Source organism: Ramlibacter pinisoli (assembly GCF_009758015.1).
Lineage (GTDB): Bacteria > Pseudomonadota > Gammaproteobacteria > Burkholderiales > Burkholderiaceae_C > Ramlibacter > Ramlibacter pinisoli.
On sequence record NZ_WSEL01000006.1, the window covers coordinates 1 to 26421 of the forward strand.

General features: G+C 72.4%; 27 protein-coding genes. 14 read left to right on the forward strand and 13 right to left on the reverse strand.

The annotated features are described in order from the left end of the window. Positions 1–650: 650 nt before the first annotated feature. Both GON04_RS13130 and GON04_RS13135 read right to left on the reverse strand, forming a co-directional pair. Entirely contained in the window at positions 651–2921 is a 2271-nt protein-coding gene (locus GON04_RS13130) for a xanthine dehydrogenase family protein molybdopterin-binding subunit (RefSeq protein WP_181654055.1), read from the reverse strand. Next, a complete protein-coding gene (locus GON04_RS13135; protein WP_181654056.1) occupies positions 2918–3370 on the reverse strand; it encodes a 2Fe-2S iron-sulfur cluster-binding protein in 453 nt (150 codons plus the stop codon). Before GON04_RS13135 ends, GON04_RS13130 begins: the two co-directional genes overlap by 4 nt. Positions 3371–3457: 87 nt before the next feature. Here GON04_RS13135 and GON04_RS13140 point away from each other — a divergent pair, with 87 nt between their 5' ends. Both GON04_RS13140 and GON04_RS13145 read left to right on the forward strand, forming a co-directional pair. Continuing rightward, a complete protein-coding gene (locus tag GON04_RS13140) occupies positions 3458–5338 on the forward strand; it encodes an ATP-binding cassette domain-containing protein (protein ID WP_157398529.1) in 1881 nt (626 codons plus the stop codon). A gap of 83 nt (positions 5339–5421) precedes the next feature. Then, positions 5422–7143, forward strand: a complete 1722-nt coding sequence (locus GON04_RS13145; RefSeq protein WP_157398530.1) for a phospholipase D family protein — start codon at positions 5422–5424, stop codon at positions 7141–7143. 15 nt (positions 7144–7158) lie between these two features. Here GON04_RS13145 and GON04_RS13150 read toward each other — a convergent pair whose 3' ends face one another. Continuing rightward, a complete protein-coding gene (locus GON04_RS13150) occupies positions 7159–8610 on the reverse strand; it encodes an aminotransferase-like domain-containing protein (protein WP_157398531.1) in 1452 nt (483 codons plus the stop codon). A gap of 103 nt (positions 8611–8713) precedes the next feature. On the opposite strand from GON04_RS13150, the gene GON04_RS13155 reads away from it, so the two are divergent. The 10 genes from GON04_RS13155 to GON04_RS13200 all read left to right on the forward strand — a co-directional run bounded on the left by GON04_RS13155 (position 8714) and on the right by GON04_RS13200 (position 16108). Continuing rightward, complete coding sequence (locus tag GON04_RS13155) at positions 8714–9709, forward strand: DMT family transporter (protein ID WP_157398532.1); 996 nt, start codon at positions 8714–8716, stop codon at positions 9707–9709. Between the two features lie 20 nt (positions 9710–9729). Continuing rightward, positions 9730–10914, forward strand: coding sequence for an aminotransferase-like domain-containing protein (locus tag GON04_RS13160; RefSeq protein WP_157398708.1), 1185 nt, complete (start codon positions 9730–9732; stop codon positions 10912–10914). Further along, the gene (locus GON04_RS13165) at positions 10911–11531 is read left to right on the forward strand and encodes a glutathione S-transferase family protein (RefSeq protein WP_157398533.1); all 621 of its coding nucleotides are present in this window, start codon (positions 10911–10913) and stop codon (positions 11529–11531) included. The genes GON04_RS13160 and GON04_RS13165 overlap by 4 nt, the downstream gene beginning before the upstream one ends. A gap of 16 nt (positions 11532–11547) precedes the next feature. After that, positions 11548–12384: a PhzF family phenazine biosynthesis protein gene (locus GON04_RS13170; protein WP_157398534.1), complete on the forward strand. Its 837-nt coding sequence runs from the start codon at positions 11548–11550 to the stop codon at positions 12382–12384. 2 nt (positions 12385–12386) lie between these two features. Then, positions 12387–13061 carry a VOC family protein gene (locus GON04_RS13175; protein WP_157398535.1) on the forward strand — a complete coding sequence of 225 codons (675 nt, stop codon included), beginning with the start codon at positions 12387–12389 and terminating at the stop codon, positions 13059–13061. Continuing rightward, positions 13062–14066: a threonine dehydratase gene (locus GON04_RS13180; RefSeq protein ID WP_181654057.1), complete on the forward strand. Its 1005-nt coding sequence runs from the start codon at positions 13062–13064 to the stop codon at positions 14064–14066. Positions 14067–14109: 43 nt separating this feature from the next. Continuing rightward, positions 14110–14421 carry a hypothetical protein gene (locus GON04_RS13185; RefSeq protein ID WP_157398536.1) on the forward strand — a complete coding sequence of 104 codons (312 nt, stop codon included), beginning with the start codon at positions 14110–14112 and terminating at the stop codon, positions 14419–14421. 217 nt (positions 14422–14638) lie between these two features. After that, the gene (locus tag GON04_RS13190) at positions 14639–15310 is read left to right on the forward strand and encodes a histidine phosphatase family protein (RefSeq protein ID WP_157398537.1); all 672 of its coding nucleotides are present in this window, start codon (positions 14639–14641) and stop codon (positions 15308–15310) included. A 31-nt stretch (positions 15311–15341) separates the two neighbouring features. After that, positions 15342–15722 carry a thioredoxin family protein gene (locus tag GON04_RS13195; RefSeq protein WP_157398538.1) on the forward strand — a complete coding sequence of 127 codons (381 nt, stop codon included), beginning with the start codon at positions 15342–15344 and terminating at the stop codon, positions 15720–15722. 167 nt (positions 15723–15889) lie between these two features. Next, positions 15890–16108 (forward strand): KGG domain-containing protein, encoded by a 219-nt coding sequence (locus GON04_RS13200; RefSeq protein WP_157398539.1) that lies wholly within the window; start codon positions 15890–15892, stop codon positions 16106–16108. A gap of 61 nt (positions 16109–16169) precedes the next feature. Here the strand turns inward: GON04_RS13200 and cynS are convergent, their stop codons facing one another. Beyond that, entirely contained in the window at positions 16170–16613 is a 444-nt protein-coding gene (gene cynS / locus GON04_RS13205) for a cyanase (protein ID WP_157398540.1), read from the reverse strand. Positions 16614–16719: 106 nt separating this feature from the next. After that, positions 16720–17187 (reverse strand): nuclear transport factor 2 family protein, encoded by a 468-nt coding sequence (locus GON04_RS13210; RefSeq protein ID WP_157398541.1) that lies wholly within the window; start codon positions 17185–17187, stop codon positions 16720–16722. A 147-nt stretch (positions 17188–17334) separates the two neighbouring features. Between GON04_RS13210 and GON04_RS13215 the strand changes: the two genes are divergently transcribed. Next, on the forward strand, positions 17335–17877 hold the full coding sequence (locus GON04_RS13215) for an inorganic diphosphatase (RefSeq protein ID WP_157398542.1): 543 nt from the start codon (positions 17335–17337) through the stop codon (positions 17875–17877). Between the two features lie 54 nt (positions 17878–17931). Beyond that, on the forward strand, positions 17932–19197 hold the full coding sequence (locus GON04_RS13220; RefSeq protein ID WP_157398543.1) for an MFS transporter: 1266 nt from the start codon (positions 17932–17934) through the stop codon (positions 19195–19197). Between the two features lie 11 nt (positions 19198–19208). Here GON04_RS13220 and GON04_RS13225 read toward each other — a convergent pair whose 3' ends face one another. The 8 genes from GON04_RS13225 to GON04_RS13260 form a co-directional block, all read right to left on the reverse strand. Next, positions 19209–19688, reverse strand: coding sequence for a CBS domain-containing protein (locus GON04_RS13225; RefSeq protein WP_157398544.1), 480 nt, complete (start codon positions 19686–19688; stop codon positions 19209–19211). A 100-nt stretch (positions 19689–19788) separates the two neighbouring features. Further along, entirely contained in the window at positions 19789–20238 is a 450-nt protein-coding gene (locus GON04_RS13230; protein WP_157398545.1) for a RidA family protein, read from the reverse strand. Between the two features lie 22 nt (positions 20239–20260). Further along, complete coding sequence (locus GON04_RS13235; protein ID WP_157398546.1) at positions 20261–21283, reverse strand: ABC transporter substrate-binding protein; 1023 nt, start codon at positions 21281–21283, stop codon at positions 20261–20263. 74 nt (positions 21284–21357) lie between these two features. Beyond that, on the reverse strand, positions 21358–22773 hold the full coding sequence (locus GON04_RS13240) for an FAD-binding oxidoreductase (RefSeq protein ID WP_157398547.1): 1416 nt from the start codon (positions 22771–22773) through the stop codon (positions 21358–21360). Next, positions 22770–23954: an amidohydrolase family protein gene (locus tag GON04_RS13245; protein ID WP_157398548.1), complete on the reverse strand. Its 1185-nt coding sequence runs from the start codon at positions 23952–23954 to the stop codon at positions 22770–22772. The genes GON04_RS13240 and GON04_RS13245 overlap by 4 nt, the downstream gene beginning before the upstream one ends. After that, positions 23954–24793 carry an ABC transporter permease gene (locus GON04_RS13250; RefSeq protein ID WP_157398549.1) on the reverse strand — a complete coding sequence of 280 codons (840 nt, stop codon included), beginning with the start codon at positions 24791–24793 and terminating at the stop codon, positions 23954–23956. Before GON04_RS13250 ends, GON04_RS13245 begins: the two co-directional genes overlap by 1 nt. Further along, complete coding sequence (locus GON04_RS13255; protein ID WP_157398550.1) at positions 24786–25571, reverse strand: ABC transporter ATP-binding protein; 786 nt, start codon at positions 25569–25571, stop codon at positions 24786–24788. The genes GON04_RS13250 and GON04_RS13255 overlap by 8 nt, the downstream gene beginning before the upstream one ends. Next, positions 25568–26404 (reverse strand): creatininase family protein, encoded by an 837-nt coding sequence (locus GON04_RS13260; RefSeq protein WP_157398551.1) that lies wholly within the window; start codon positions 26402–26404, stop codon positions 25568–25570. The genes GON04_RS13255 and GON04_RS13260 overlap by 4 nt, the downstream gene beginning before the upstream one ends. Positions 26405–26421 lie beyond the last annotated feature (17 nt).

Sequence of the window (26421 nt, forward strand, 5' to 3'; positions counted from 1 at the left end):
TTTCGAGGCCACTCATTAAAACGGAATTGAAGTGAACTTCACTTCTATTCTCATGAGCGTTTGTTTGGGTCCTTGCGGACCCAGTTCCGAAGAACTTGGCAATCGCCATCAAACGCCCACGCTTATCGGCTGTATATTGTTAACGAACCATCTTTCGCAACCCGCCGCGCCATCTGCTACTGCATCTGCGCTTCGTTTTGCTCGCTACCGCTGCGATCAGCGGAGCCTTCGATTATGACAGACTTTCGAGTCGTCCGTCAATCTTCACTTTCTTTTTTCTCTGCCTTCGCGTTGCCGCGAAGGCTTCGAATTCGTTTCCAGCGAAGCCCTCGATTATGGCAGAACTTTTCAGCTCCAGTCAACTTCGAGGTTTTTGCTGACTTCTTTTTGATCTCGTTGCCGGCACTGCCAGCCTCGAAGATCCCGTCGTCAGCGGAGCCTTAGATTCTATACCGGATTTTTCATCCGGATCAAGCAATCGACTCGCTTGTTGTTGTTCTCTTCCTTGGCCGCCTCCGGTGCCGCTTGCGCGTTGCCGTTTTCAGCCGAGCCCTCGACTATAGCACCACACAGCACCGGCCTTCAAGGCGCCGTCGCAACTCCTTACCAACGCGGCAAAGGCCCAGTGATGGCAGTCGAGGGTGACGGCGTCACTCCAGCCTGAGTGGCAGCGATCGCAGCCGCTGGCCCGTGAGGCTGAACAGGGCATTCGCCACGGCGGGCGCCAGGGGCGGCACGCCCGACTCGCCCACACCGGAGGGCGGCCGCTGGCTCGGCACGATCCAAGTCTCCACCCGGGGCGCACGGGCTGCCGTCACGAGTGGCGCGTCCGTGAAGTTGCGCTGGACCACCCGGCCGCCACGGATGTCGATGCCGCCGTGGAGCGCGGCCGTGAGGGCGAACACCACGGCCCCTTCCATCTGCTGCGCCACGATGCCGGGGTTCACCACCATCCCACAGTCGAGCGCGCAGACCACCCGGTGCACGCGCGGCGCGCCTTGCTCCAGCGACACCTCCACCACCTGGGCCACGATGGTCCCGAACGATTCGTGCAGCGCCACGCCCCGGGCCCGGCCGGGCGGCAGCGGCTGGCCCCAGCCGCCCCGGCGCGCCGCCAGCTCGAGCACCGCCAGGTGGCGCGCCTCCCCCTTCAGGAGGCGACGCCGGAATTCCACCGGGTCGACACGCCCGGCGGCGGCCAGCTCGTCGACGAATCCCTCGGAGAAGAAGGCGTTGTGCGAGTGGCCCACCGAGCGCCAGTAGCCCACCGGCACGCCCGAGCGGGTGGCCACATGCGCCATGCGCTGGTTGGCGATGGCATATGGCAGGTCGAACAGGCCCTCGGCCGTGGTCTTGTCGGGCAGGTCGACCGGCGGAGCCAGGGCCGGCACGGCCCGCTGCATCCAGCGCGGCGCCACCGCGTCGCCCGCCGACGTGATCGCCAGGCTGTCGACCCGGCCGCCAGGGCCGAGGACGGCCCGCAACCGCGCCACCTGCATCGGCCGGTAGAAGTCGTGGGTGGTGTCCTCCTCGCGCGACCACAGCAGTTGCACCGGCGCGCCGCCTGCATCCATCGCGACGCGCACCGCCTGCGCGACATAGTCCACCTCCAGCCGCCGGCCGAACCCGCCGCCCAGTAGCGGCACGTGCACCGTCACCGCGTCGGCCGGCACACCCGCCACCCGCGCCGCCACGTCGCGCGCCAGCGATGGCACCTGCGTGGGCACCCAGACCTCGACCGTCCCGGTGCGGACGCGCGCCGTGCAGTTCATCGGCTCCATCGTCGCGTGCGCGAGATAGGGCGCCCGGTACCAGCCCTCCACCACCTGCGTGTCCTCGGCCGCGGCCGCGTCGACATCGCCCGTCTCATGGAAGACAAAGCCGTCGCCGCCGCGCACCGCCTCTTCGAGCGCCTGAGAGATCGCGTCGGTGTTCAGGGCCGGGCCGGGAGGCGCGTGCCAGTCGACATCCACCGCGGCCGCGGCCCGCAGCGCATGCCAGGACGTGCGCCCGAGCACGGCGAAGCCGGCCGTCGAGCCAGCCAGCGCCGGCAGCAGCACCAGCCGCTCGGCGCCCGGCAGGGCCAGGGCGCGGCCCGCGTCGATGCGTCCCGGCTGGCCCCCCAGCAGCGGGCACAGCCGGATCGCGGCGTATTTCAGACCGGGCAGCCGCACGTCGATGCCGAACGTCGCCCGGCCGTCGACCTTGCCCGGGATGTCCAGCCGCGGCACGGCCTTCCCGATCAGCCGCCAGTCCTGGGGCGCCTTCAGCTGCACCGTTCCCGGCGGTGTCGCCGCCGCCCGGGCTGCAAGGTCCGCATAGCGCGCCGACCGGCCCGAGGGATGCGACACGACGCCGCCCGCGACGCTGAGTTCGTCCACCGGCAGGCGCCACTGCAGCGCCGCCGCGCCCAGCAGCGTGGCACGCGCCGTCGCCGCCGCCGTGCGCACCACCTCCCAGGCGTCTGCCACGCTGGTGGAGCCGCCGGTGGCGTTGATGCCCAGCTCGCGGGCGACCTTGCCGACCACCCAGCGAGCCGCCTTCACGCGGCCGAAGCCATCCTCGCGCTCGCCTTCCTGCGGATGGAACGGCAGCCCGGTCACCCAGGACGCCACGTTGCCGTAGATGGCGTCGGTGCCGGCGCGCTCGATGCGCACGGCGGACAGCGGCACGTCGAGCTCCTCGGCCGCCAGCATCGGCAGCGCCGTGTACACGCCCTGACCCATCTCGCTGCGCGGCATCGCCAGCACGATGCTGCCGTCGGCACCCACCTTGATCCAGCCGTTCAGCGCCACCTCGCCCTCGCCCGCCGGCAGCAGCGCCCGGGAGCCGAGGCGGGACCGCTGCGGCAGCGCCAGCCAGCCCACCAGCAGCGCTCCGGCGCCCGCGGTCCCGGCCAGCAGCAGGGTGCGCCGCTTCAACCGGCGACCCCGGCGGCCCGCTTGATGGCGGCGCGCACACGCTGGTACGTGCCGCATCGGCACAGGTTGGTGATCGCGGCGTCGATGTCGGCGTCGGTGGGCTTGGGCTTGCGCTCCAGCAGCGCCGCGGCCGCCAGCAGCATGCCGCTCTGGCAGTAGCCGCACTGCGGCACCTGCTCGGCGATCCACGCCGCCTGCAGCTTGTGCGGCGCGCCCGGGCTGCCCAGCCCCTCGATGGTGACGATGCGCTTGCCCGCGGCCGCCGCGGCCGGCAGCACGCACGAGCGCACCGCCGCCCCGTCGACGCGTACCGTGCAGGCCCCGCAGGCGGCCACCCCGCAGCCGTACTTGGTGCCGGTGAGCCCGAGCAGGTCGCGCAGGACCCACAGCAGCGGCATCTGCGGCTCCGCCTCCACCTCGACGCTCCGGCCATTGACCTGTAGCTGCACGGCGACCTCCTTGGCGGCCCACTATATCGAGCACGGTCGAGCCAGCGCAAATCGCCCGGCGGTCCTGCACCCATAATCGCGCGCTCCATGGCCCTCATCACCCTCGCCGACGCCCAGCTCGCCTACGGCCACGTCCCGCTCCTCGACCATGCCGAACTGGCGGTCGAGTCCACCGAACGCATCGGCCTGATCGGCCGCAACGGCGCCGGCAAGTCCTCGCTGCTGAAGATCCTGGCGGGCTTCGAGCGGGTCGACGACGGCACGCTGCAGTTCCAGCAGGGCCTGCGCATCGCGCACGTGGCCCAGGAGCCCACGCTGGAGCCCGAGGCCACCGTGTTCGAGGCGGTGCGCGCCGGGCTGGCCCCGGTGCTGGCCGACATCGAGCACTACTCGCACGGCGAGGGCGACCTCGACGCCCTGCAGGCCCGCATCGAGGCCGAGGACGGCTGGAACTGGGAGCAGCGCGTGCAGGAGACGCTGCAGCGGCTGCACCTGGAACCGCAAGCGCGCATCGGCGCCCTCTCGGGGGGCACGCGCAAGCGGGTCGCGCTGGCCCAGGCGCTCGTCACCCGCCCCGACGTCCTGCTGCTGGACGAGCCGACCAACCACCTCGACCTCGATTCGATCGAATGGCTCGAAGGCCTGCTGGTCGACTTCAAGGGCAGCGTGGTCACCATCACGCACGACCGCACCTTCCTCGACCGGGTGGCCACCCGCATCGTCGAACTCGATCGCGGCCGGCTGCGGTCCTACCCCGGCAACTTCTCGCGCTACCAGGTGCTCAAGGAGGAGCAGCTGGCCCAGGAGGCCATCATCACCGCCAAGGCCGACAAGCTGCTGGCCCAGGAGGAGGTGTGGATCCGCAAGGGCGTCGAGGCGCGCCGCACCCGCGCCCAGGGCCGCATCAACCGGCTCCAGCACCTGCGCGAGCAGCGCGCCAGCCGGCGCGAGGCCGTCGGCCGGGTGCGCATGGAGGTGGCAAGCGGCGCACCCAGCGGCAAGCTGGTCGCCGAGCTGGAGAACGTGAGCAAGGCCTTCGGCGAGCGCACGGTCGTCAGCCGCTTCACCGCCACGCTGCTGCGCGGCGACAAGGTCGGCCTGGTCGGCCCGAACGGCGCCGGCAAGACCACGCTGCTGAAGCTGATCCTGGGCGAGCTCGCGCCCGACAGCGGCCGCGTGCGCCAGGGCGCCAACCTGCAGGTGGCCTATTTCGACCAGATGCGCGACGCGCTCGACCTCGACGCGACGCTGGAGGACTTCATCAGCCCCGGCAGCGAATGGATCGAGATCGGCAACCAGCGCAAGCACGTCAAGAGCTACCTGGGCGACTTCCTGTTCTCGCCGGCCCGCGCCAACTCGCCGGTGCGGTCGCTGTCCGGCGGCGAGCGCAACCGCCTGCTGCTGGCGCGCCTGTTCGCGCGGCCGGCCAACGTGCTGGTGCTCGACGAGCCGACCAACGACCTCGACATCGACACGCTCGAACTGCTGGAGGACCTGCTGCAGGACTACGAGGGCACGGTGTTCCTCGTCAGCCACGACCGCGCCTTCCTGGACAACGTCGTCACCAGCACCATCGCCTACGAGGGCGAGGGCCGCTGGCGCGAATACGAGGGCGGGGTGGAGGACTGGCTGGTGCAATCGCAGCGCGCCCGTGCGATCGCCGCGGCCGCCGCCACGCCAGCAGCCCCTGCGCGGCCGGCGGCGGCGCCGGCTCCTGCCGCCACGCCGGCGGCCGCCGCCGTCGCGCGCCGCAAGCTGAGCTACAAGGAGCAGCGCGAACTCGACGCGCTGCCCGCCCGCATCCAGGCCCTGGAAGCGGAACAGGCGGCGCTGCAGGCCGAGCTGGCCGACGGCACGCTGTATGTCCGCGACGCCGCCCGCGCCGCCCAACTGGGCACGCGCAACGCCGCCATCGACGACGAGCTGCTGGCCGCCCTGGAGCGCTGGGAAGCCCTGGGCGGCCTGTAGGGCTGCGCCGTCGGCAAGAGGCGGTCAAGGCTGACCTTGCACGGGCCCCGTGCTGCCGGGCCCGGGGCTACAGTGGGCTGGCCATGGTCGTGCCGTTTCACCTCCCCCCGGTCGGCGCCATCGCGCACTCCCGCTCCTTCCTCGCCCGCGTCCTGCTGATGCTGCTGCTGGCGACCTGGGCCGCCGGTTGCGCCAGCGTGCCGGCCCAGCAACCGCGGCCTGCCAGCCACGCCTGGGCCGAGCCGCAGGCCACGGCGCTCGGCCGGCTGGTCGACAGCCGCCATGCCCAGGCCCGCACCCGCAGCGACTCCGCCTTCACCCTGCTCGACAGCGTCGATGCCGCCTTCGCCAGCCGCGTGGCCCTGGCCGATGCCGCCCAGCGGACGCTGGACCTGCAGTACTACGCCATCCACGCCGACGCCAGCACCGAGGTGCTGCTCGAGCATGTGCGGGCGGCGGCGCGCCGGGGCGTGCGGGTGCGGGTGCTGCTGGACGACTTCAACACCGTCGGCGAGGACGCGCAGGTGCTGCGGCTGGCGTTCGAGCCGGGCGTCGAGCTGCGCCTGTTCAACCCGCTGGCGGGCTCGCGCAAATCGCTGGTGGGGCGCATCTTCGGCTCGCTGCACGAGGTCGACCGGATCCAGAAGCGCATGCACAACAAGCAGTTCATCGCCGACAACGCCTGGGGCATCACGGGCGGCCGCAACCTGGGCGACGCCTATTTCGGCGGCGACGACAAGAGCACCTTCGTCGACCTCGACGTGCTGGCGGCCGGGCCCATCGTGCGCCAGATGTCGGCCAGCTTCGACCGCTACTGGAACGACGAGCTGGCCTACCCGGTCCAGGCGCTGCTCTCGGCGGACGAGGTGGAGCGGCTGCGCGCCGGCGGCGAGAAGCCGCGGCCGCCGGTCACCGGCGCGGCCGCGCCGTCATCGGCACCGGCGGATCCCGGCGCGGCGGCATCGGTCGCGCTGCGGCCGGCGGCAGTGCTGCCCAACGTCACGCCGACGGCGGTGGTGTCGGCGCAACGCCCGCCCCTGGACCTGGCCAAGGTGCCGCTCACCTGGGCGCCGGCCGCCTTGCTGGCGGACGAGCCGGGCAAGATCGGCCCCGGCGACGACGAGGCCAATGCGGGCGAGACCGTGGTCGACGGCCTGCTGCAGCTGATGCAGGGCGCCCGCCGCGACCTGCTGGTCATCTCGCCCTATTTCGTGCCGGGGGCCGAGATGATGCGGGTGTTCGCCGAGTTGCGCCAGCGCGGCGTGGCCGTCCGGGTGCTGACCAACTCGCTGGCCTCCAACGACGCGCCGGCCGCGCATGCCGGCTACCGGCGCTACCGGCGCGAGCTGCTGGCCATGGGGGTGGAACTGCACGAGATGCGCTCCGATCCCCAGGGGGCCGACCTGTCCGGGGGCGGCCGCGGGGGCTCGGGCGTCGGGCTGGGCAGCGCGGCGGGCGGATCCAAGAGCGGCACCTCCCGGGCCAGCCTGCATTCCAAGGCGGTGGTGATCGACCGTCGCCTGGCCGTGATCGGCTCCATGAACCTCGACCTGCGCTCGCAACGCAAGAACAGCGAGATCGCGCTGCTGGTGCGCAGCCCGGCGATCGCCGAGGCCGCCGCCCGGCTGATCGAGGCCAGCTTCGCGCGCAACGCCTACCGGGTGGAGCTGGCGGGCGACGGCCTGCGCTGGCGCGCGCCGCCCGGCGCCGACTATCCCGATACATCCGGCGAACCCGAGGCCGACTTCAAGCGCCGCTTCCTGGTCGACCTGGTGGCGCCGTTCGCCCCCGACGCGATGCTCTAGCGCCGCCGGCGCGCCTCACATGGCGCGCACCAGCTGCACGTAGGTCTTCCAGAACGCGGCGTCCTGTGTCGTGGCGAAGTTGATGCGCATCAGCGTGCTCGGCTTGCGTTCGGCGTGGAACAGGGCGCCCGGCGCCAGCAGGTAGCCGGCGTCGAGCATGCGCTGCGCCAGGGCATCGGTGTCCACGCCGGTGTCGACCCAGCCGAACAGCCCCGCCGGCTCGGCCGCGAAGCGGCAGCCCGCGCCCAGCGCCAGCCGCACGCTGCGGGCGCGCGCCGCGTCCAGCCGGGTGCGGATGCGCTCGGCATGCCGGCGCAGCTGGCCCTGCTCGATGCACAGGGCCAGCGCCCGCTCCAGCAGGGCCGGGGTGGTCAGCGTGCCCAGCAGCTTGGTGTCCAGCAGGCGCTCGATCAGGCCGGGATGGGCGGCCAGGAAGCCCACCCGCCAGTTCGGCGCCAGGACCTTGGCGAAGCCGCTCACGTGGATGGTGCGCTGCAGCCCGTCCAGCGCGCACAGGCGGGTGGCGTGCTCGGGCGCGATGTGGCTGTAGGTGTCGTCCTCGACGATGTGGAAGTCGTGCTGGTTGGCCAGCTGCAGGATGCGGTGCGCGCTACCCGGCGACAGGCAGTAGCCGGTCGGGTTGTGGAACACGCTCACGCTGACGTACAGCTTGGGACGGTGCACCTCGCAGTAGCGCGCCATCACCTCCAGGTCGGGGCCGTCGGCGCGCCGCGGCACCGGCAGCAGCCGCATGCCCAGCGCGGTCAGGCGCGCGAATTCCACCGCCCAGCCCGGCTCCTCCACCATCACCGGGTCGCCCGGCCGCAGCAGCGCGCGGCTGACGATGTCCAGCGCATGGGTGGCGCCGATGGTGGTGATGATGTTGTCGGGGCCGGCATGCACGTTCAGGGCCGCGAGCTTCTTCGACAGCGCGCGGCGCAACCCGGCGTCGCCCAGCGGCTCGCCGTACTGCAGCGAGACGTCGTTCAGCGCCCGCGTGCCGGTCACCTTGCGCACCGCCGCCGGCATGAAGGTCGACTCCAGCCAGTCCGGCGGGAACACGCCCATGCCGGGCTGCGGCTTGGCGCTGACCTGGTGGAACATGCCGCGGATCAGGGTGGACGCGTCGATCGGCGCGTACGGCCGCGCGCCGCTGGTGTAGCCGGTCGCCGTGGCCCAGGCGTCGGGCCGGCCCGGCCCCGCCCCGTGCGCGGCCGGTGCGGTCGCCACGTCGTGCGGCATCTCGCGCACGAAGAAGCCGCGGTTCTTGCGCGCCTCCACCAGGCCCTGGGCCAGCAACTGGTCGTAGGCGGCGACCACGGTGGACGGACTCACGCCCTGCTGCTGCGCGCACTGGCGCACCGACGGCAGGCGCGCGCCGGGCGCCAGCAGCCGGTCCCGGATGCGCTGGGCGAAGCGGCTGGACAGCTGCTCGGTGAGGGATTGCGACGAGGCCTTCATCAACATGGAAGCGGCTCCTGTGTATTGCCGGCACGACCGATACAGCGTGCAGAGTGATCTGGCCAACTGTATCGGTGGTGTACTGCCAGGCAAGCTTACAGTGATCGCCATGACGACACAACACGCACCCCCGGCGACCCTCGCGGGCGCCCCGTCGCCCGGCGCCGCGGGGCGGGCGGCCCCGCGCCTGCAGGCGCGCGAGCTGCGCGGCCTGTGGCTCGGGCTGCTGGGGGTGGCGATCTTCGCCCTCACGCTGCCGATGACGCGGCTGGCGGTCGGCACGCCGGCCGCGCCGCAGCTGTCCGGCGTCTTCATCGCGCTCGGGCGGGCAGTGGTCGCCGCCGGCCTGTCCATCGCCTTCCTGCTGGCCACCCGCGCGCCGTTGCCACGCCGGGGCGACTGGCCGGCGCTGGCGCTCACCGCCGCCGGCGTGGTGTTCGGCTTCCCGCTCCTGACCTCGGTGGCGATGCGCTACGTCGAGGCGGTGCACGCCGCCGTGATCATCGGCGTGCTGCCGCTGGCCACGGCGGCGGTCGGCGCCTGGCTGCACCGCCAGCGCCCCAGCGCCGGCTTCTGGGCCTGTGCCGGCGTCGGCAGCCTGCTGGTGGTGGCGTTCGCGCTGCTGCGCAGCGGCGGCAGCACGCTGCTGCACCCGGCCGACCTGCTGCTGCTGGCGGCCACGGCCTGCGCCGCCGTCGGCTACGGCTGGGGCGCGCGGCTGTCGCAGACGATGCGCGCCGAGCACGTGATCTGCTGGGCGCTGGTGCTCGCCCTGCCGCTCACCCTGCCGCTGACCTGGCTCAGCCGTCCGCAGGCGCCGGTCGCGGCGCCCGCCTGGTGGGCGTTCGGCTACGTCGCCGTGTTCTCGATGTGGCTGGGCTTCTTCGCCTGGTACCGGGGGCTTTCGCAAGGCGGTACCGTGCGGGTCAGCCAGGTCCAGCTGGTCCAGCCGTTCCTGTCCATGCTGTTCGCGGTGCCGCTGCTGGGCGAACGGCTGGACGCCACCAGCCTGGGCTTTGCCCTGGCCGTCATCGCCACCGTGTTCGTGGGCAAGAAAATGCCGGTGCATCCGACCCACCGCCCGCCATCCAAGGAGACTGCTTGAAACCGAACGACCTGCCCGCCATGCCCTGGACGCTGGCCGCGCGCGCCACGCGCATGAACCCCTCCGTCATCCGCGAGATCCTCAAGGTCACGGAACGGCCCGGCATCATCAGCTTCGCCGGCGGCCTGCCCTCGCCGGCCACCTTCCCGATCGCCGAGTTCGCCGCCGCCAGCGCCGACGTGCTGCGGCGGGACGGGCCGGCCGCGCTGCAGTACGCGGCCAGCGAAGGCTACGGGCCGCTGCGCGAGCAGGTCGCCGCCTCGCTGCCGTGGCCGGTCGATCCGGCCCAGGTGCTCATCACGACTGGCTCGCAGCAGGGCCTGGACCTGGTCGCCAAGGTGCTGGTCGATGCCGGCTCGCGGGTGCTGGTGGAGACGCCCACCTACCTGGGCGCGCTGCAGGCCTTCGCGCCGATGGAGCCGCAGGTGGTGCCGGTGGCCAGCGACGACGAGGGCGTGGACCTCGACGACCTGGCGGCCAAGGCGGCCGGCGCGCGCTTCCTGTACCTGCTGCCCAACTTCCAGAACCCCACCGGCCGCACCATGAGCGAGGCGCGCCGCGCCGCCCTGTCGGCGGCGGCGGCCCGGCTGGGCCTGCCGATCGTCGAGGACAACCCCTACGGCGACCTCTGGTTCGACCGCCCGCCGCCGCCGCCGCTGACGGCGCGCCATCCCGCCGGCTGCCTGTACCTGGGCTCGTTCTCCAAGGTGCTGGCGCCCGGCCTGCGGCTGGGCTTCCTGGTCGCGCCGCCGGCGCTCTACCCCAAGCTGCTGCAGGCCAAGCAGGCCGCCGACCTGCACAGCCCCAGCTTCAACCAGCGCATGGCGCACCAGGTGCTGCAGGGCGACTTCCTGGGCCGCCACGTGCCGCGCATCCGCACGCTGTACCGCGAGCAGCGCGACGCCATGCTCGCCGCCCTGGAGCGCGAGATGCGCGGCCTCGACGTGCAATGGAACGCGCCCGACGGCGGCATGTTCCTGTGGGCCCGCCTGCCGGCCGGCATGAGCGCGATCGAGCTGCTGCCCGAGGCGGTGGAGCGGGGCGTCGCCTTCGTGCCGGGCGCCGCGTTCTATGCCGACGAGACGCCCGATGCCCAGGCGCTGCGCACGCTGCGGCTGTCGTTCGTGACCGCCAGCCGCGAGCAGATCGACACCGGCGTGCGGGCGCTGGCCGCCGCCATCCGCGCGCGGGGAGCCGGTCGATGATCCGCGTCTGGGGCCGCATCACCTCGATCAACGTGCGCAAGGTGGTCCTCACCCTGCAGTTGCTCGACCTGCCGTTCGAGCGCACCGATGCCGGCTCCGAGTTCGGCATCGTGCGGACTCCGGAGTACCTGGCGCGCAACCCGAACGCGCTGGTGCCCCTGCTCGAGGACGACGGCTTCGAGCTGTGGGAGAGCAACGTCATCGTGCGCTACCTGTGCGCGCGCCACGCCGACGGGCTGCTCTACCCGCGCGACCTGCGCGTGCGCTTCGACGCCGAGCGCTGGATGGACTGGCAGCAGACCACGTTGAACAAGGCCGGCCGCGAGGCCTTCCTGCAACTGGTGCGCACGGCACCGGCCCAGCGCCGCCAGGAGGTGGTCGATGCCTCGGTCGCGGCCACCGAGCCGCTGTGGGACCTGCTGGAGGCGCACCTGCAACGCCGCGCCTTCATGGCCGGCGACGCGCTGACCATGGCCGACATCCCGATCGCCTGCGAGCTGCACCGCTGGCGCGGCCTGCCGCTGGCCTGGCGGGCCCGGCCCCACCTGGACACCTGGTGGGCCCGCATGACGGCGCTGCCCGCCGCCCGGGGCGTCCTCGACCTGCCCCTGACCTGACCCCCGGAGTCCGCCCATGGCCCAGCGCCCCTTCCAGCAGGTCGACGTCTTCACCGCGGTGCCGTACCGCGGCAACCCGGTGGCCGTGGTGCTCGACGGCCGCGGGCTGTCGGACGAGGCCATGCAGCGCTTCACCGACTGGACCAACCTGTCCGAAGCCACCTTCGTGCTGCCGCCCGGGAACCCGGCCGCCGACTACCGGCTGCGCATCTTCTGCCCGGGGCGCGAGCTGCCGTTCGCCGGCCATCCCACGCTCGGCAGCTGCCATGCCTGGCTGCGCGCCGGCGGCCGGCCCGCCGGCGAGTTCATCGTGCAGGAGTGCGGCGCCGGGCTGGTGCGCATCCGCCGCGACGGCGACCGGTTGGCCTTCGCCGCGCCGCCGCTGCTGCGCGGCGGCCCGCTCGCGGAGGCGGACCTTGACCATGTCGCCCGCGGCTTGCGCATCGCCCGCTCCGACATCGTCGCGCACGCCTGGTGCGACAACGGACCGCCGTGGCGCGCCGTGCTGCTGCGCAGCGCCGAGCAGGTGCTGGCCCTGCAGCCCGACAGCGCGCTGCTGGCCGGCAGCTTCGTCGGCGCCGTCGCGCCGCAGGGCCTCGGGGCCGACAGCGACTTCGAGGTGCGCGCCTTCTTTCCCGGCCATGCCGGCATCGCCGAAGACCCGGTCACCGGCAGCCTGAACGCCGCCCTGGCCCAGTGGCTGATGGGCGCCGGACTGGCCCCGGCCCGCTATGTCGCCGCGCAGGGCACCGCGCTCGGTCGCCTCGGCCGCGTGCATGCCGAACGCGACGGCGACACGATCTGGATCGGCGGCGCCTCGGTCAGCTGCATCGCCGGCGAGGTGGCGCTGTGACCATGCCGGCCCGCCTCGACCACCTCGTCATCGCCGCCGACACCCTGGCCCAGGGCGCCGCCTGGTGCGAACGCACCCTGGGCGTGGTGCCCGGCCCGGGCGGGCAGCATCCGCTGATGGGCACGCACAACCAGCTGCTGCGCATCGCGACCGTGAACTATCCGCGCGCCTATTGCGAGGTCATCGCGGTCGACCCGCAGGCCAGGCCGCCGGGCCGGCGCCGCTGGTTCGACCTCGACGATGCGGCGCTGCGCCAGGACCTGCGCCAGCGCGGCCCCCGTCTCGTGCACTGGGTCGCCCAGGTGCCCGACGTGCAGGCCGCCGTGGCCGCGCTGGCCCGGCTGGGCATCGACCGCGGCACGCCGACCGCCGCCTCGCGCATGACGCCGCGCGGGCTGCTCGAGTGGCGCATCACCGTGCGCGACGACGGCGCCCGCCTGTTCGACGGCTGCCTGCCGACGCTGATCGAGTGGGGCGACACCCATCCGGCCTCGGCCCTTCCCGACAGTGGCGTGACGCTGCACGGCCTGGCCGTGCGCCACCCGCAGGCGGCCGAGCTGCGCGAGGCGCTCGACGCCATCGGGCTGGACCAGGTCGGCGTCGAGGGCGGCCCGGCCTCGGTCTGCGCCACCCTGCACGGCCCGCGCGGGCCGGTGCGGCTGCAGTCGGGCGCCTGAGTGCGGTTCGACGCCGCCACCCTCGAGGCCGCCCGCCGGACGGTCTACGCCCACCTGGCGCCCACGCCGCAGTTCGCCTGGCCACTGCTGCGCGAGCGGCTGGGCTGCCCGGTGTGGGTCAAGCACGAGAACCACACGGCCGCCGGCGCCTTCAAGGTGCGCGGCGGCCTGACCTACTTCGAGGCCCTGGCGCGCCGGCATCCCGGCCTGGCCGGCGTGGCCGGCGCCACCCGCGGCAACCATGGCCAGTCGGTCGGCTACGCCGCCCGGCTGCACGGCCTGCCCGCCACCATCGTCGTGCCGCACGGCAACTCGAGCGGCAAGAACGCGGCCATGCGCGCCCTGGGGGTGCGGCTGGTCGAGCACGGCGATGACTTCCAGGCCGCGCGCGAGCATGCCCTGCAGCTGGCCGGCGAGCAGGGCCTGCATCTCGTGCCCTCGTTCCACCGCGACCTGGTCGTGGGCGTGGCCACCGCCTGGCTCGAATTCTTCAGCAGCTTCGCCCGCGGCAGCGAGCCCGACGTGGTGTTCATCCCGATCGGCCTGGGCTCGGGCTTCTGCGCCGCGGCCGCCGCCCGGGCCCATTGCGGCGCGCGCAGCGCGCTGGTCGGGGTGGTGTCGGCCCATGCGACCACCTACCTCGATTCGCTGCGCGCCGGGCGCGTGGTGGCGGCACCGGTCACCACCGAGCTGGCCGACGGCATGGCCTGCCGGCTGGCCGACCCGCAGGCGCTGGAGGTCCTGCAGCGCGAGGCCGACGACGTGGTCGCAGTCACCGACGACGAGGTCGCCGAGGCCATGCGGCTGCTCTTCGACGCCACCCACAACGTGGCCGAGGGCGCCGGCGCGGCGGCGTTGGCGGCGGTGCTGCAGCAGGGGCCGCGGCTGGCCGGCCGCAGCGTCGGCGTGGCCCTCACCGGCGGCAACGTCGATGCCGACGTGTTCGCCCGGGTCCTTGCCCAGCGTCGGCACCGTCCTACACCGCTGTCAGCTCCGCCCCCCTAAATTCCCACCCTCGCGCCAGCATCACGGCGCCAGGAGTGGATTCATGGATCGTGTCACCGGGCCGTTCGACGGCTGCTACGTCGCCAGTTCCGCCTCCGAGATGGGCGCCGGCTCCGGCCGCTACCTCGGGTTCGCCAAGGTGTGCTGCAGCCGTCCGGCGAGCTTCTGGCTCGCCACCCTGTGCGAGGAACCCGGCTGCTGCGCCCACCTGTGCGGCGGCGGCCTGTTCGACACCCCGGAAGCCGCCCTGGCCAGCGCGCAATTGCTGGCGCACAACCACATCCGCGGCCGGCAGGCCGCCCTGGCCGCCACCGGACCGACGAGCCGGATGCAGGCACACGCCGCCCAGGCCTGACGCCGCCCGTCCCGGCGGGCCGCGGCGCGCTCGCCGCGGGGGTGCTTGCGCGCGGTCGAGCGCGTGGTTCTTGCGCACGGGCGCCTTGCGCGCCGGGGCCTTGCCGGTGCCGTGGCGATGGTCTGACGGGCGCAGGAAGCCGCCGTCGGATCGCGTCGCCCGCACGACAGTCGCGGCGGGGACGACGGCGCCGCGCCCGCCTCGCCAGAATCCCCGCATGGGCACCCTCTACCTCGTTCGACACGGGCAGGCGTCGTTCGGCGCCGCCGACTACGACCAGCTCAGCGACCTCGGCCGTCGCCAGAGCGTGCGCCTGGGCGAGTGGTTCGCCCACCAGGGCATCCGCTTCGACGGCCTGATCGCCGGCACGCTCCAGCGCCACAAGCAGACCCTGGCCGGCATCCTGGAAGGCATGGACCATGCGGGCGGGCACCTCGACTGGGAGGGCCTGAACGAGTACGACGCCGATGCCGTCATCGCCGCCATCCACCCGCAGCCGCTGGACAAGCCGACCTCGCCGGAGATGGTGCGGCACCACTTCCGGCTGCTGCGCGACGGCCTGGCGCAGTGGATGGCCGGCGTCGTCAGCCCGCGCGGCATGCCGAGCTACCGCGACTGGGCGGCCGGCGTGGCCGGCGCGCTGGACCATGTGCGGGCCAATCACTACGGCCAGTCGGTGCTGCTGGTCACCAGCGGCGGCCCCATCGCCACTGCGGTCGGGCATGTGCTGGGCACCAGCCCCGAGACCACCATCGAGTTGAACCTGCGCATCCGCAACACGTCGGTGACCGAGTTCGCCTTCACGCCCAAGCGCCATGCGCTGGTGGCCTTCAACGCCCTGCCCCACCTGGATGCCCCCGAGCTGCGCGACTGGATCACCTACGCCTGAGCCAGGAGCTGCGGTTCCGTACACTCGGGCGATGGCCCTCCCGCATGCCGCCGCCACCGCGCCCGCCCCGCTGCGGGTGATCTGCCTGTGTGCCGACTGGTGCGGCGTCTGCCGCGAATGGACGGGCATCTTCGAGGAGCTGATGGCACGCCATCCGCACGTGCTCTTCGACTGGGTGGACGTCGAGGACGAAGCCGACGCCATGGGTGACGTCGACATCGAGACCTTCCCCACCCTGCTGGTCGCGCAGGGCTCGCGGGCGCGCTTTTTCGGCCCCGTGCAACCGTCGGCCGCGCATGTCACGAGGCTGCTCGAAAGCCTGCTCGCCGACCCCGCGCAAGGGCGCGATGCGGGCCCGGAAGCGGGCGCGCTCCTGGACCGACTTCACGCTTCCGTGCTTCCAAAACGCTAGCACCCGCTACAGGCGTTGACTGGATGTAACCCAGCAAGGCCAAGTCCTACAGGGGTCACCATCGCCCCCTGACGAGCCCTTCTCTGCTTTGCCATCCAAATGCCTTCGTGGTCGGCACACGGCCGCCATGCAATCGTCCCCTCACGCTTTTTTTCAGGAGTACCCACATGGCATCGAACAACCAGGGCAGTTCGGGCGGCAAGACGTCGAACCGCGGCTTCGCCTCGATGGATCCGGAGCGGCAGCGCCAGATCGCGAGCGAGGGCGGCAAGGCCGCCCACGAAAAGGGCACGGCGCACGAATTCACGTCGGAAGAAGCCCGCGAGGCCGGCCGCAAGGGTGGCCAGGCCCGCAGCCAGAACCGCAAGAAGGCCGCCGCGCAGTGAGCCCGCGCCGGCCCGCGGGCCGGTTCGACGACGGGGCCGCCTGTGGGCGGCCCTTGCGCATTCAGTAGGTCTTGTAGGGCAGGAACTTGCCCGAGAGCAGCACGCTCACCCGATCGCCCCTGGGGTCGGCCTCGCGCGTGATGTCCATCGAGAAATCGATGGCACTCATGATGCCGTCGCCGAACTCCTCGTGGATCAATTCCTTGATCGTGGTGCCGTACACGTTGACGATCTCGTACCAGCGGTAGATCAGCGGGTCGGTCGGCACCGCGGTGGGCAGCGAGCCCTTGTACGGGACCACCTGCAGCCACTTGCGCTCCTCCTCGCTCAGGCCGAACAGGTCGCCGACGGCCTGCGCCTGCTCCGCGTTCGCCGTCATCTGCCCCAGGCACAGCGCGGTCGTCCACTCCTTGGACTGGCCGACCTTGTGCGCGACCTCGTCCCAGGTGATGCCCCGGGACACCTTGGTGGCGATGATCTTCTCGGTGATGGCGTTGCGGTTCATCCGTGTTCTCCTTGCGTGGTGGACGTGGCGCCCCGCCGCAGGGCGCGCACCCCACTCGCGAAGCAACGGCCATGCCATCGGCGGCGTGCGTTCGCCGCGCCGCCGCTCAGAGCCCCAGCTCGCTCAGCCCCGGGTGCGCCTCCGGCCGCCGCCCGAGCGGCCAGTGGAACTTGCGGTCGGCCTCGGCGATCGGCAGGTCGTTGATGCTGGCGAAGCGCCGCCGCATCAGGCCCTGCGGCGTGAACTCCCAGTTCTCGTTGCCGTAGCTGCGGAACCAGTGGCCCGAGTCGTCATGCCACTCGTAGGCGAAGCGCACCGCGATGCGCTCGCCGCTCCAGGCCCAGAGCTCCTTGATCAGGCGGTAGTCCAGCTCGCGCGCCCACTTGCGCTCGAGGAACTGCCGCACCTGCTCGCGCCCGACCGGGAACTCGGCCCGGTTGCGCCACACGGTGTCCTCGGTGTAGACCTGCACCACCCGGGACGGGTCGCGCGAGTTCCAGGCGTCCTCGGCCAGGCGCACCTTCTGGGCAGCGGTCGCGCCGGTGAACGGCGGCAGCGGGGGTTTGGTGTCCATGCGGCCATCCTAGGCGAGCCGGGTCGCCCGCGCCACCGGCCAGCGCGGCCCCCCAACGCCGGCTCCTCCACGCCGGCCCGGCACGGCGGCGGCAGATGCGCCGCGGGCCTACAGGGCGTCCGGCACGGCGCGGCCTAAGCTGGCCTCATGGCCGCCCTGCCTGCCCTGGACCAGCTGCCCGCGCGCGACGACGAGGGTTGCTGGCGTGCCGTGGTGGAGGCGCCGGCCGGCACCCGCAACAAGCTCAAGTGGCAGCCGGCGCTGGGCGTGCTGGAACTGCACGCGGTGCTACCGCTGGGCACGGCCTTCCCGTACGACTTCGGCTTCGTGCCCTCGACCCGCGGCGAGGACGGCGACCCGCTGGACGTGCTGCTGTTCCTGGACGAACCGGTCCCGCCCGGCACGGTGGTCGCGTGCCGGATGCTGGGCGTGATCCTGGCGCGCCAGAAGGCCGCCGGCGTGCCGGTCCGGCGCAACGACCGCCTGCTGGCCGTGGGGCGTGCCAGCCACCGCTACGGCCACTGGAAGAAGCTGGCCGACATTCCGCCGGCGGTGCTGGACGAGGTCGAGCGCTTCTTCGCCTTCTACAACGCCCAGAAGGGCGTGCGCTTCGAGGTGCTGGGCCGGGGCGGGCCGGCCGAGGCCCGGCGGCTGCTGCAGGGCGGCCTGCGCGCCGCCGCCGGGCACTGAGGCGCCGGCGCAGGTAGCATCGCGGCCTCGCGCGCCGCCCGCGCGCCCTCCCGCATGGCCACCACCGCTTCGCCACCCGCCCCCTCCCGGACCTCGTTCGCCGCCCTGCGGCATCCGGGCTTCCGCGCCCAGGTCGGCTTCTTCCTGCTGGCCATGATGGCCGACAACGTCGAGCACGTGATCAGCTACTGGATGGCGTTCCAGAAGTTCCAGTCGCCGGCGCTGGGCGGCTTCGCGGTGGTGTCGCACTGGCTGCCCTTCCTGCTGTTCTCGGTGCCGGTGGGCGCGCTGGCCGACCGCTTCGATCCGCGCCGCATCATCCAGTGCGGCATGGGGCTGTTCATGCTGGCCTCGGCCGGCTGGGCGTACTTCCTCATCACCGACACGCTGCAGCTGTGGCACGCCATGGCCCTGCTGGTCGTGCACGGCTGCGCCGGCGTGCTGTGGCAGGGCGCCACCCAGATGCTGCTGTACGACGTGGTGCCGGCGCCCGACCTGCCCAGCGCCGTGCGCCTGCTGGCGACCGCGCGCTCGCTGGGCGTGCTGGTCGGTCCGGCGGTCGGCGGCGCCCTCATGGCCACCGCGGGGCCGCGCTGGGGCCTGCTGCTCAACGTGCTGTTCTTCCTGCCCAACGTGCTGTGGCTGTGGAAGGCGCCCTACGGGCCGCGCTTCCGGGCCGCCGCGGCGGCGCCGGCGCGCGCCGTGCGCGGCCTGGCCGACATCGCGCGCACGCTGGGCGAGATCCGCGCCGACCGGCGGCTGGTGTCCATGATCGCGCTGGCCGGGCTGGCCTCGCTGCTGGTGGGCAACAGCTACCAGGCCCAGATGCCCGGCTTCGCCAGCGACCTCGGCCACGGCGAGGCCGGCGCCACCTACAGCATGCTGCTGGCCGCCGACGCCGCCGGCGCCCTGCTGGCCGGCTTGCTGCTGGAGACCCGCGGCGGCCTGCTGCGGCCGGCGGCCGGCACCGCGCTCGGCCTGGCCATGCTGTGGTGCTGCGCCCTGGCCGGCTTCGGCGCCACCGGCTCCTATCCGCTGGCGCTGGTGCTGCTGTTCGCCGCCGGCGTGTTCGAGCTGGCGTTCAGCTCGATGGCGCAGGCGCTGGTGCAGCTGCACGCGCCGACGGCGGCGCGCGGGCGGGTGATCGGCGTCTTCAACATGGCGGCGCTGGGCCTGCGCGCCTTCGCCGGCATCACGGTCGGCCTGGGCGGCAGTGCCGTCGGCATCCACGCCTCCCTGGTCGCCTCGTCGCTGGCGCTGCTGCTGGCGCTGGGGGTGCTGCTCGCCTGGCTGCGGACGTCGCCGCCGGCCGGCGCCTGACCCCCACCGGCTCAGGAACTGGCCGGGCTGCGGCCCTGCACGCCCTCGGGGCCGGAGCGGTCCGGCTCGGCGGGCGACGAGATGCCGCCCAGGGACTGGCCGACGTCGCCCTCCTCCTCGGGGCGCTTGGCGGCGATGTCGCCGATCGACAGGATGCCCACCAGCCGGTCCTGGCCGTCGACCACCGGCATGCGGCGGATCTGCGCGCTGGCCATCTCGGCCAGCACGTCGTCGAGGTCGTCATCCTGGCGCGCCGTGCGCACGTGCCCGCTCATCACGTCGGCCAGCTTGCCGTGCGCAGGGTCGGCGTCGCGCGCCAGCCCGCGCACCACGATGTCGCGGTCGGTCACCACCCCGACCAGCCGTTCGCCGTCGCAGATCGGCACCACGCCGACGTTGAGCTCGTCCATCAACTTGGCCGCATCACCCAAGGTGTCCTGCGGGGTCATGCTGCGCACGTCGCGCGTCATCACGTCTGCCACGGTGGCCATCGATCGCTCCTGCTGTGTGAAGGGACCACTCTAGGCAGGAGCGGGCGCACCGCCATCAGCGGCGTCGCAAGCCACCGTAGGACGGCAACGACGGCGCGGCTCAGGCGCCCAGGTACAGCGTGGCCTCGACCTCGACCAGCACCTCGTCCGAGGGCAGCATGCGGCTGACCTCCACCACCGTGCTGACCACCGGCTGCGCGAAGAACAGTCCGCGCACCCGGTTGTAGGCCGGGTACTGGCGCAGGTCGCGCAGGTACTGCACCAGCCGCACCACGGAGTCCATGCCGGCGCCGTGCTCGGCGGCGATGGTGCGGATGCGGTCCAGCACGTACCAGCTCTGGGCCACGATGGGCGCCTCGTGCACGTCGACCGACATCTGGCCGGTGTCGTAGCCGAGCCCGCGCAGCTCGGCACGCGCGGGCTCGGGCAGCTGCTCGAAGCGGGTGACCACCGCGCGCCCCGGATCGACCGCGATGACCCCCGAGAGGAACACCCAGTCGCCGGCGCGCCGCGCCGCCGCGTAGTTGGCCAGGGGCTTGCCGACGGTCATGCGCAACTCCTCGGGGACCCGCTCACTTGCCGCCCGCGAGCTTCTTCTTCACGTCGAGGCCGGCCCCCTTGTTGACGAACTGGGTGGTGGCGACCTTGGACAGGTCGACCTCGCCCGCCTTGTACAGGCCGGCCTTGACCATCTTGTCGTAGAAGTCCTTGATGCGCGCCTCGTTCATGGTGCCGATGCCCCGGGCCAGCGCGTCGCCGCTGTCGACGATGCCGTACTTCTTCATCAACTCGATGCCGCCCTGGACGGCGGCAGCGTCGTTCTCCGGGTTCAGCCTGGCGAGCATGTCGTTGGCCGCCTTGTTGTCGCCGTACAGGTAGTTGTACCAGCCGATGATGGAGGCCTCGACGAACTTGCGCACCGTCTCGGGCTTCTTCTGCACCATGTCCAGCCGCGTCTCGATGGTGGTGCTGTAGGTCGAGAAACCGCTGTCGGCCAGCAGGAACACCAGCGGGTCGAAGCCGGCCTGCTTCCTGATGGAGATCGGCTCGGCGATGGAGTAGCCCTGCTGGGCCGACTTCTTGTCGGCCAGGAACGGGCCGACGTTGAACGTGTAGGGCTTGAGCTGCTCGTCCTTGAAGCCGTACTCCGCCTTCATCCACTGCCAGAAGCTGAACTGGCCGTCCTTGCCGATGAACACCGTGGGCGCCTTGGCCAGGTCGGTGAACTTGGTGTAGCCCTGGTTCGGGTGGGCGAAGATGGCCTGCGGGTCCTTCTGGAAGATGGCCGCGACCACCGTGGTGGGCACGCCGTTCTTGACGTTGTCGAACGTCTGCAGCAGGTTGCCCGTCATCAGGAAGTCGATCTTGCCGGTGGCCAGCAGCGGCCGGTTGTTCACCTGCGGCCCGCCCTGCTGGATGTCGACGTCCAGCCCGTACCTCTTGTAGGTGCCGTCCACCAGCGCCTGGTAGAAGCCGCCATGGCCGGGCTGGGCCTTCCAGTTGGTGGCGAACACCACCTTCTCCTGGGCGGACACGGCGCCGGCCGACAGGGCGAGCGCCAGCACGGCGAGCGGGCGGACGAGGGAGCGGGTCATGGGATATCTCCTGGGTCGATCGGGAACGCTGCGCATGCTTCCACAAGGGTGGCCGGCGGTGGCAGAGGGTTTGCCTAGGGCCGGGCGTAGGCCGGCAGCCAGCCGCGCGTCTTGCCCGGATTCATCAGCCCGTGCGGGTCGGCCACCTTCTTGAAGTCGATCTGGGCGGTGTCGATGGTCTTCATGCCGCCGTCCTCGATCGTGTAGACGTGGTTGTCGAACACCAGGCAGCCGTCGGCCTCGTGCTCACGAATGATCTCGTACAGCCGCTCCTTGCCGAAGTAGCTCACCAGCGGCAGCCCGAAGGACACGCAGCCGTCGGCGTTGCGGCCGAACTCGTGGTGCATCACCACCTCGTCGCCGTAGCGGTCCATCTGGCGCTGCACCAGGTCGATGTCGATGCCCTGGCCGGGCACCCAGGGGTAGACGGTCTGCAGGTTGGTCCAGCTCTTGTCCTGCCGCAGCGCCATCAGGGTGGTGTGGTTCCAGGCGCACTCGAAGGCCGGCGACAGGCCCTGCGCCTTCAGCTCGGGCTCGGTCAGCGCCATCGTCTCGCGCCCGCCGTGCTGGCGCATCAGCTCGCGCCAGCGTCCCAGGCAGGCCGGGTTGACCATGGCGAACACGGCGTCGCCGTCGGGCGGGAAGCGGTGGCCGAACTCGGATTCGTAGTAGGGCGCGAAACGCCGGTCGACCGCGGTGATCAGGAAGGCGTCGAGCGTGGTGCCGATCGCCTCGGTGGCCTGGCAGCCGAAGCGCAGCGCGCCGGCGTAGCTGGGGTACAGGGCGATGTGGTGCACCCAGTCCACCGCCGGCTTCAAAGCCAGCCGCAGCCGGGTGATGATGCCGTTGGTGCCGAAGGCGTGGTGCACCTTCTGGATGTCGGCGCCGTGCAGCTCGATCACGCGCGGCTCCTCCTCCAGCGTCACCACCCGGATCAGCGAGACGTTGCCGGGGTCCTTCAGGATGCCGTTGCGCACCGTGCCGGTGCCGCCGTAGCCGCCGGCGATGAAGCCGCCGATGGTGGCGATGTCGCGCGTGCTGGGGTACATCAGCAGCTCCTGGCCGCCGGGCACCGCCGGGTGCGCATGCACCGCCCGTTCCAGCTCGAGGATGAGGATGCCGGCCTCGCACAGCACGCTGCCCGGCTGCACCTCGAGCACGCGGTCCAGGCCGGTGATGTCCAGGATCACGCCGCCCTCCAGCGGCACGCACTGGCCGTAGTTGCCGGTGCCGCCGCCGCGCACGGTCAGGGGCAGGCGCTGCCGGGCGCAGGCGGCGGCGACGCGGATCACCTCCTCTTCCGTCGTCGGCCGCACCACCAGCTCGCCGCGCTTGCCGTCCAGCAGTACCTGCAGCACCGGGCTGTACCAGGCGTAGTCGCGGCTCTTGGCCTCGAGCAGGGCGGGATCGTCGCTGCAGGCGATGCCGGCGATGGCGGCGCGGAAGGCCTGCAGGCGGTCGGCGCGCAGGCGGGAATCGGTGCCGGTCATAGCGGGCGGCCGGCCCGGATCACCGTGCGGCGGCGTCCGGCCTGGGACAACAGGTCGTAGGGCGTGCGCGCGGCCAGCTGCACCAGGTCGGCCGGGCAGCCGGGCGCGAGGCGGCCGTCCCAGGCCAGGCCCAGGGCCCGTGCCGGCGCGGTGGTGACGGCGTCGATCCAGTCGAGCGCGGGCGCCAGGTGCGCGACCTGCACGCCCAGGCACCAGGACTCCAGCAGGTCGTAGCTGCCGTAGGGATAGAAGCCGTCGGCCACGTTGTCGGTGGCGATGCAGCCGCGCAGGCCCTGGGCCGCCGCTTCGCGCAGGCGGGTGATGCCGCGCTCGACCGGCGTGCGGTCCCAGGCGCCCTGCAGGTACAGGTTGGTGGTGGGCAGCGCGACCAGGTGCAGGCCGGCCTGGACGCAGGCGGCGAGCGTGGCCGCGGCCTGCGCGTCGGGCTGCACCGACAGCGAACAGCAGTGCGAACAGGTGACGCGGCCCCCGTCGCCGCCGCGCGCCGCCAGCGCGGCGATGGCGGCCAGGCCGGTGGCATCCGGGTGCAGGCCCTCGTCGACGTGGAAGTCGAGGGCCAGGCCGTGCTGGTGCGCCAGCTCGAACACCCGGTCCAGCTTGCGCCCGAGGTCGGCGTTGCGGTAGACGAAGGCACCGAGGACGCCCTGCACGCGGGCGACCTCGCGCGCGATCGCCGCGCCGGCGGCGGCGTCGTCGAACAGGTCCAGCGGGGTGAGCGCGACGCACTGCAGTTCGATGCGGCCGGCCCATTCCCGGCGCAGGTGCTCGAACACCGGCAGCGCCGCCGGCGGGGCGGCCTGCCACCAGTCGAGGTGGGTGCGCAGGGCACGCGTGCCGCAGCGCCAGGCGTCGTCGAGCGCGCGCCCCATGCGCGCGTGCAGGTCGGCCGCCGTGAACGCCTCGCGGGCCTGCGCCATCGCGGCGATGGCGGCGAACAGGTCACCCTGCACGGCGCCGACGCGCTCGACCGTGTAGCTCTTGTCCAGATGGGTGTGGGCGTCGACCAGCGCCGGCAGCAGCAGGCCCTGGGCCGGGCCGTCGACCGGGGTGATGGCGGCGACGCAGGCGCCGTCGAGCACGACGTCGTAGGCCTGGCTGTCGGGCCGGCCGTCGTCGAAGGCGCGCACGCGCGCAGGGACCAGGAGGCGGTGGAGGTGCATCAGCGGTCGTGTCCGGCCTCGGATTCGTGCCACTTGCCCAGCACGAGACGTGCCACCAGGTTGAACACCAGGAAGATGCCGATGCCGGTCAGCGACACCAGCACCAGGGCGGCGAACATCTTGGGGATCTCGGTGCGGAAGCTGGCCTCCAGGATGCGCGAGGCCAGCCCGGTCTCCTTGCCGGCCGCGCCGGCCGTGAATTCGGCCACCACGGCGCCGATCAGGCTCAGGCCGCCGGCGATCTTCAGGCCGGCGATGAAGTAGGGCAGCGCCGACGGGACGAGCAGGTGGCGCAGCGTCTGCCAGGGGCTGGCGCGGTACAGGCGGAACAGGTCGCGCAGGTTCAGGTCGGCGCTGCGCAGGCCGGCCACGGTGTTGGACAGGATGGGGAAGAAGGCCACGATCCAGGCGCAGATGAGCAGGGCCGCGGTGGTGCTGTCGACGAAGATCAGGATCAGCGGCGCGATGGCCACGATGGGCGTGACCTGCAGCACGATGGCGAACGGGAACAGGCTCAGCTCCACCCAGCGGCTGAGCGCGAACAGCATGGCCAGCAGCACCCCGCCCAGCACCGCCAGCAGCAGCGCCCCGACGGTGATCTTGATGGTGAACAGCCAGCTGGTCATGAGCGAGCCGAGGTTGTCCCACAGCGTGACGGCCACCAGCGAGGGCGCCGGCAGGATGTAGTGCGGGATCTGGCGGATGCGCACGAAGGCCTCCCAGCCGCCCAGCGCCAGCGCGAACAGCAGCACCGGCAGCGCCACCCGCAGCCAGGGCCGCTGGTGCAGCGGCACGCCGGCCTTGGGCCGCACGGTGCGGGCGCCCTGCAGGTCAGCCATGGGTGGCCCCCGCCGCCTGCAGCGCGCCCGAGACCTGGACGCACAGCGCGTTGTAGCGCGCCGAGGTGCGGAACGCCTCGCTGCGCGGATAGGGCTCGTCGACCGCGATCTCGCTGACCACCCGGCCCGGCCGGGCCGCCATCACCACGATGCGCGTCGACAGGTACACCGCCTCGTAGACGCTGTGGGTGACGAACAGGGTGGTGAAGGGGTTGGCCTGCCAGAGCGCCAGCGTGTCGTTGTTCAGCTTGAAGCGCGTCATCTCGTCGAGCGCGGCGAACGGCTCGTCCATCAGCAGCACCCGCGGCCGGGTGACCATGGCGCGCGCGATCGACACCCGCATCTTCATGCCGCCCGACAGCTCGCGCGGGTAGACGTGGGCGAACTGCGACAGGCCCACGGTGGCCAGGACCGCCTCGATGTCGGCGCGGGCCGCCGCGCGCGACACGCCGGCCAGCCGCAGCGGCAGCCAGACGTTGTCGACCACCGTCGCCCAGGGCATCAGGGTGGGCTCCTGGAACACGAAGCCGATCGCATGGCCGGTGCCGCCACCGCCGGCGGGCGCGGCACCCCAGCGGATCTCGCCGCCGGACGGCGCCGACAGGCCGGCGATCATCTTCAGCGCCGTGCTCTTGCCGCAGCCGCTGGGGCCGAGGAAGGAGACGAACTCGTGCCGGCCGATGGCGACCGACAGGTCCTGCACCGCGACCGTGCCGTTGGCATAGCGCTTCTCGACGCCGCGCAACTCCAGCAGCGCGGATCCGTGCGGCGCGCTCATTCCGGGATGGTGGGCGTTTCGACCAGCGTCGACAGCGGCAGCTGGCCGATCTCCTGCAGCAGCAGCGCGAGCTGCCGGCCGGCGGCCTCGACCACGCTGCGGCCCTTCTCGGCGGTGGCCAGCGTCGCATTGCCGGCCGCGCCCATGGGGTTGTAGTCCTGCACCTGCCAGCCCAGCTTGGCGCTGCTGCCGTTGCCCAGGATGGGGAAGCGGGCGTTGCGGTCCTGCGCGCTGGAGCGGAAGTCGCGCGCCTGCCCCATGTCGACGAACTGCGGGCGCAGCGCCAGCATCATCGAGGTCTCCATGTCGCCGGCGTGGATGCCGAAGCGGTGCTCGTGGGCGCTGAACTGCCCGTTGACCGCTTCGCCCAGCGGCAGCGTGAACCAGTTGGTGGAGAACACCACCAGCTCGCAGCGGGTGCGCAGGTCGCGCGCCACGATGTCCATCACGCTGACCTGGCCGCCATGCGAGTTGAACAGCACCAGCTTGCGCACCCCGGCCCGCGCCACCGATTCGCCGATCTCGGTCCACAGCCGGATCAGCGTCTCGGCCGACAGCGTGAGCGTGCCCGGGAAGCGCTGGTGCTCGTTGCTCTTGCCCACTGCCTGCGTGGGCAGGAACAGCACCGGCAGCCCGGCCGGCAGGTGCGGCAGGCTGGCCGCGATGACGCCGTCGACCAGCGTGGTGTCCACGCTCACCGGCAGGTGCGGCCCGTGCTGCTCGATGGCCGCCACCGGGAGCACGGCGATGGTCTCGGCGGCCGCCCCGGTGCGCTGCAGGCGGGCGAAGTCGCGCGTCGAGAGGTCGGCCCAGAAGCGGGATGGCAGTGTCATGGGCGCCAATGGTAGTT

Bases quoted from the DNA above. Each gene is read 5' to 3' on its own strand.
- GON04_RS13220 (WP_157398543.1), top strand. From the start codon at position 17,932: ATGGCCACCACCGCTTCGCCACCCGCCCCCTCCCGGACCTCGTTCGCC.
- GON04_RS13250 (WP_157398549.1), bottom strand. From the start codon at position 24,793: ATGGCTGACCTGCAGGGCGCCCGCACCGTGCGGCCCAAGGCCGGCGTG.
- GON04_RS13165 (WP_157398533.1), top strand. From the start codon at position 10,911: ATGATCCGCGTCTGGGGCCGCATCACCTCGATCAACGTGCGCAAGGTG.
- cynS (WP_157398540.1), bottom strand. From the start codon at position 16,613: ATGAACCGCAACGCCATCACCGAGAAGATCATCGCCACCAAGGTGTCC.
- GON04_RS13175 (WP_157398535.1), top strand. From the start codon at position 12,387: ATGCCGGCCCGCCTCGACCACCTCGTCATCGCCGCCGACACCCTGGCC.
- GON04_RS13195 (WP_157398538.1), top strand. From the start codon at position 15,342: ATGGCCCTCCCGCATGCCGCCGCCACCGCGCCCGCCCCGCTGCGGGTG.
- GON04_RS13150 (WP_157398531.1), bottom strand. From the start codon at position 8,610: ATGTTGATGAAGGCCTCGTCGCAATCCCTCACCGAGCAGCTGTCCAGC.
- GON04_RS13255 (WP_157398550.1), bottom strand. From the start codon at position 25,571: ATGAGCGCGCCGCACGGATCCGCGCTGCTGGAGTTGCGCGGCGTCGAG.
- GON04_RS13155 (WP_157398532.1), top strand. From the start codon at position 8,714: ATGACGACACAACACGCACCCCCGGCGACCCTCGCGGGCGCCCCGTCG.
- GON04_RS13215 (WP_157398542.1), top strand. From the start codon at position 17,335: ATGGCCGCCCTGCCTGCCCTGGACCAGCTGCCCGCGCGCGACGACGAG.
- GON04_RS13245 (WP_157398548.1), bottom strand. From the start codon at position 23,954: ATGCACCTCCACCGCCTCCTGGTCCCTGCGCGCGTGCGCGCCTTCGAC.
- GON04_RS13260 (WP_157398551.1), bottom strand. From the start codon at position 26,404: ATGACACTGCCATCCCGCTTCTGGGCCGACCTCTCGACGCGCGACTTC.
- GON04_RS13230 (WP_157398545.1), bottom strand. From the start codon at position 20,238: ATGACCGTCGGCAAGCCCCTGGCCAACTACGCGGCGGCGCGGCGCGCC.
- GON04_RS13225 (WP_157398544.1), bottom strand. From the start codon at position 19,688: ATGGCCACCGTGGCAGACGTGATGACGCGCGACGTGCGCAGCATGACC.
- GON04_RS13240 (WP_157398547.1), bottom strand. From the start codon at position 22,773: ATGACCGGCACCGATTCCCGCCTGCGCGCCGACCGCCTGCAGGCCTTC.
- GON04_RS13160 (WP_157398708.1), top strand. From the start codon at position 9,730: ATGCCCTGGACGCTGGCCGCGCGCGCCACGCGCATGAACCCCTCCGTC.
- GON04_RS13200 (WP_157398539.1), top strand. From the start codon at position 15,890: ATGGCATCGAACAACCAGGGCAGTTCGGGCGGCAAGACGTCGAACCGC.
- GON04_RS13170 (WP_157398534.1), top strand. From the start codon at position 11,548: ATGGCCCAGCGCCCCTTCCAGCAGGTCGACGTCTTCACCGCGGTGCCG.
- GON04_RS13185 (WP_157398536.1), top strand. From the start codon at position 14,110: ATGGATCGTGTCACCGGGCCGTTCGACGGCTGCTACGTCGCCAGTTCC.
- GON04_RS13210 (WP_157398541.1), bottom strand. From the start codon at position 17,187: ATGGACACCAAACCCCCGCTGCCGCCGTTCACCGGCGCGACCGCTGCC.
- GON04_RS13140 (WP_157398529.1), top strand. From the start codon at position 3,458: ATGGCCCTCATCACCCTCGCCGACGCCCAGCTCGCCTACGGCCACGTC.
- GON04_RS13190 (WP_157398537.1), top strand. From the start codon at position 14,639: ATGGGCACCCTCTACCTCGTTCGACACGGGCAGGCGTCGTTCGGCGCC.
- GON04_RS13235 (WP_157398546.1), bottom strand. From the start codon at position 21,283: ATGACCCGCTCCCTCGTCCGCCCGCTCGCCGTGCTGGCGCTCGCCCTG.
- GON04_RS13145 (WP_157398530.1), top strand. From the start codon at position 5,422: ATGGTCGTGCCGTTTCACCTCCCCCCGGTCGGCGCCATCGCGCACTCC.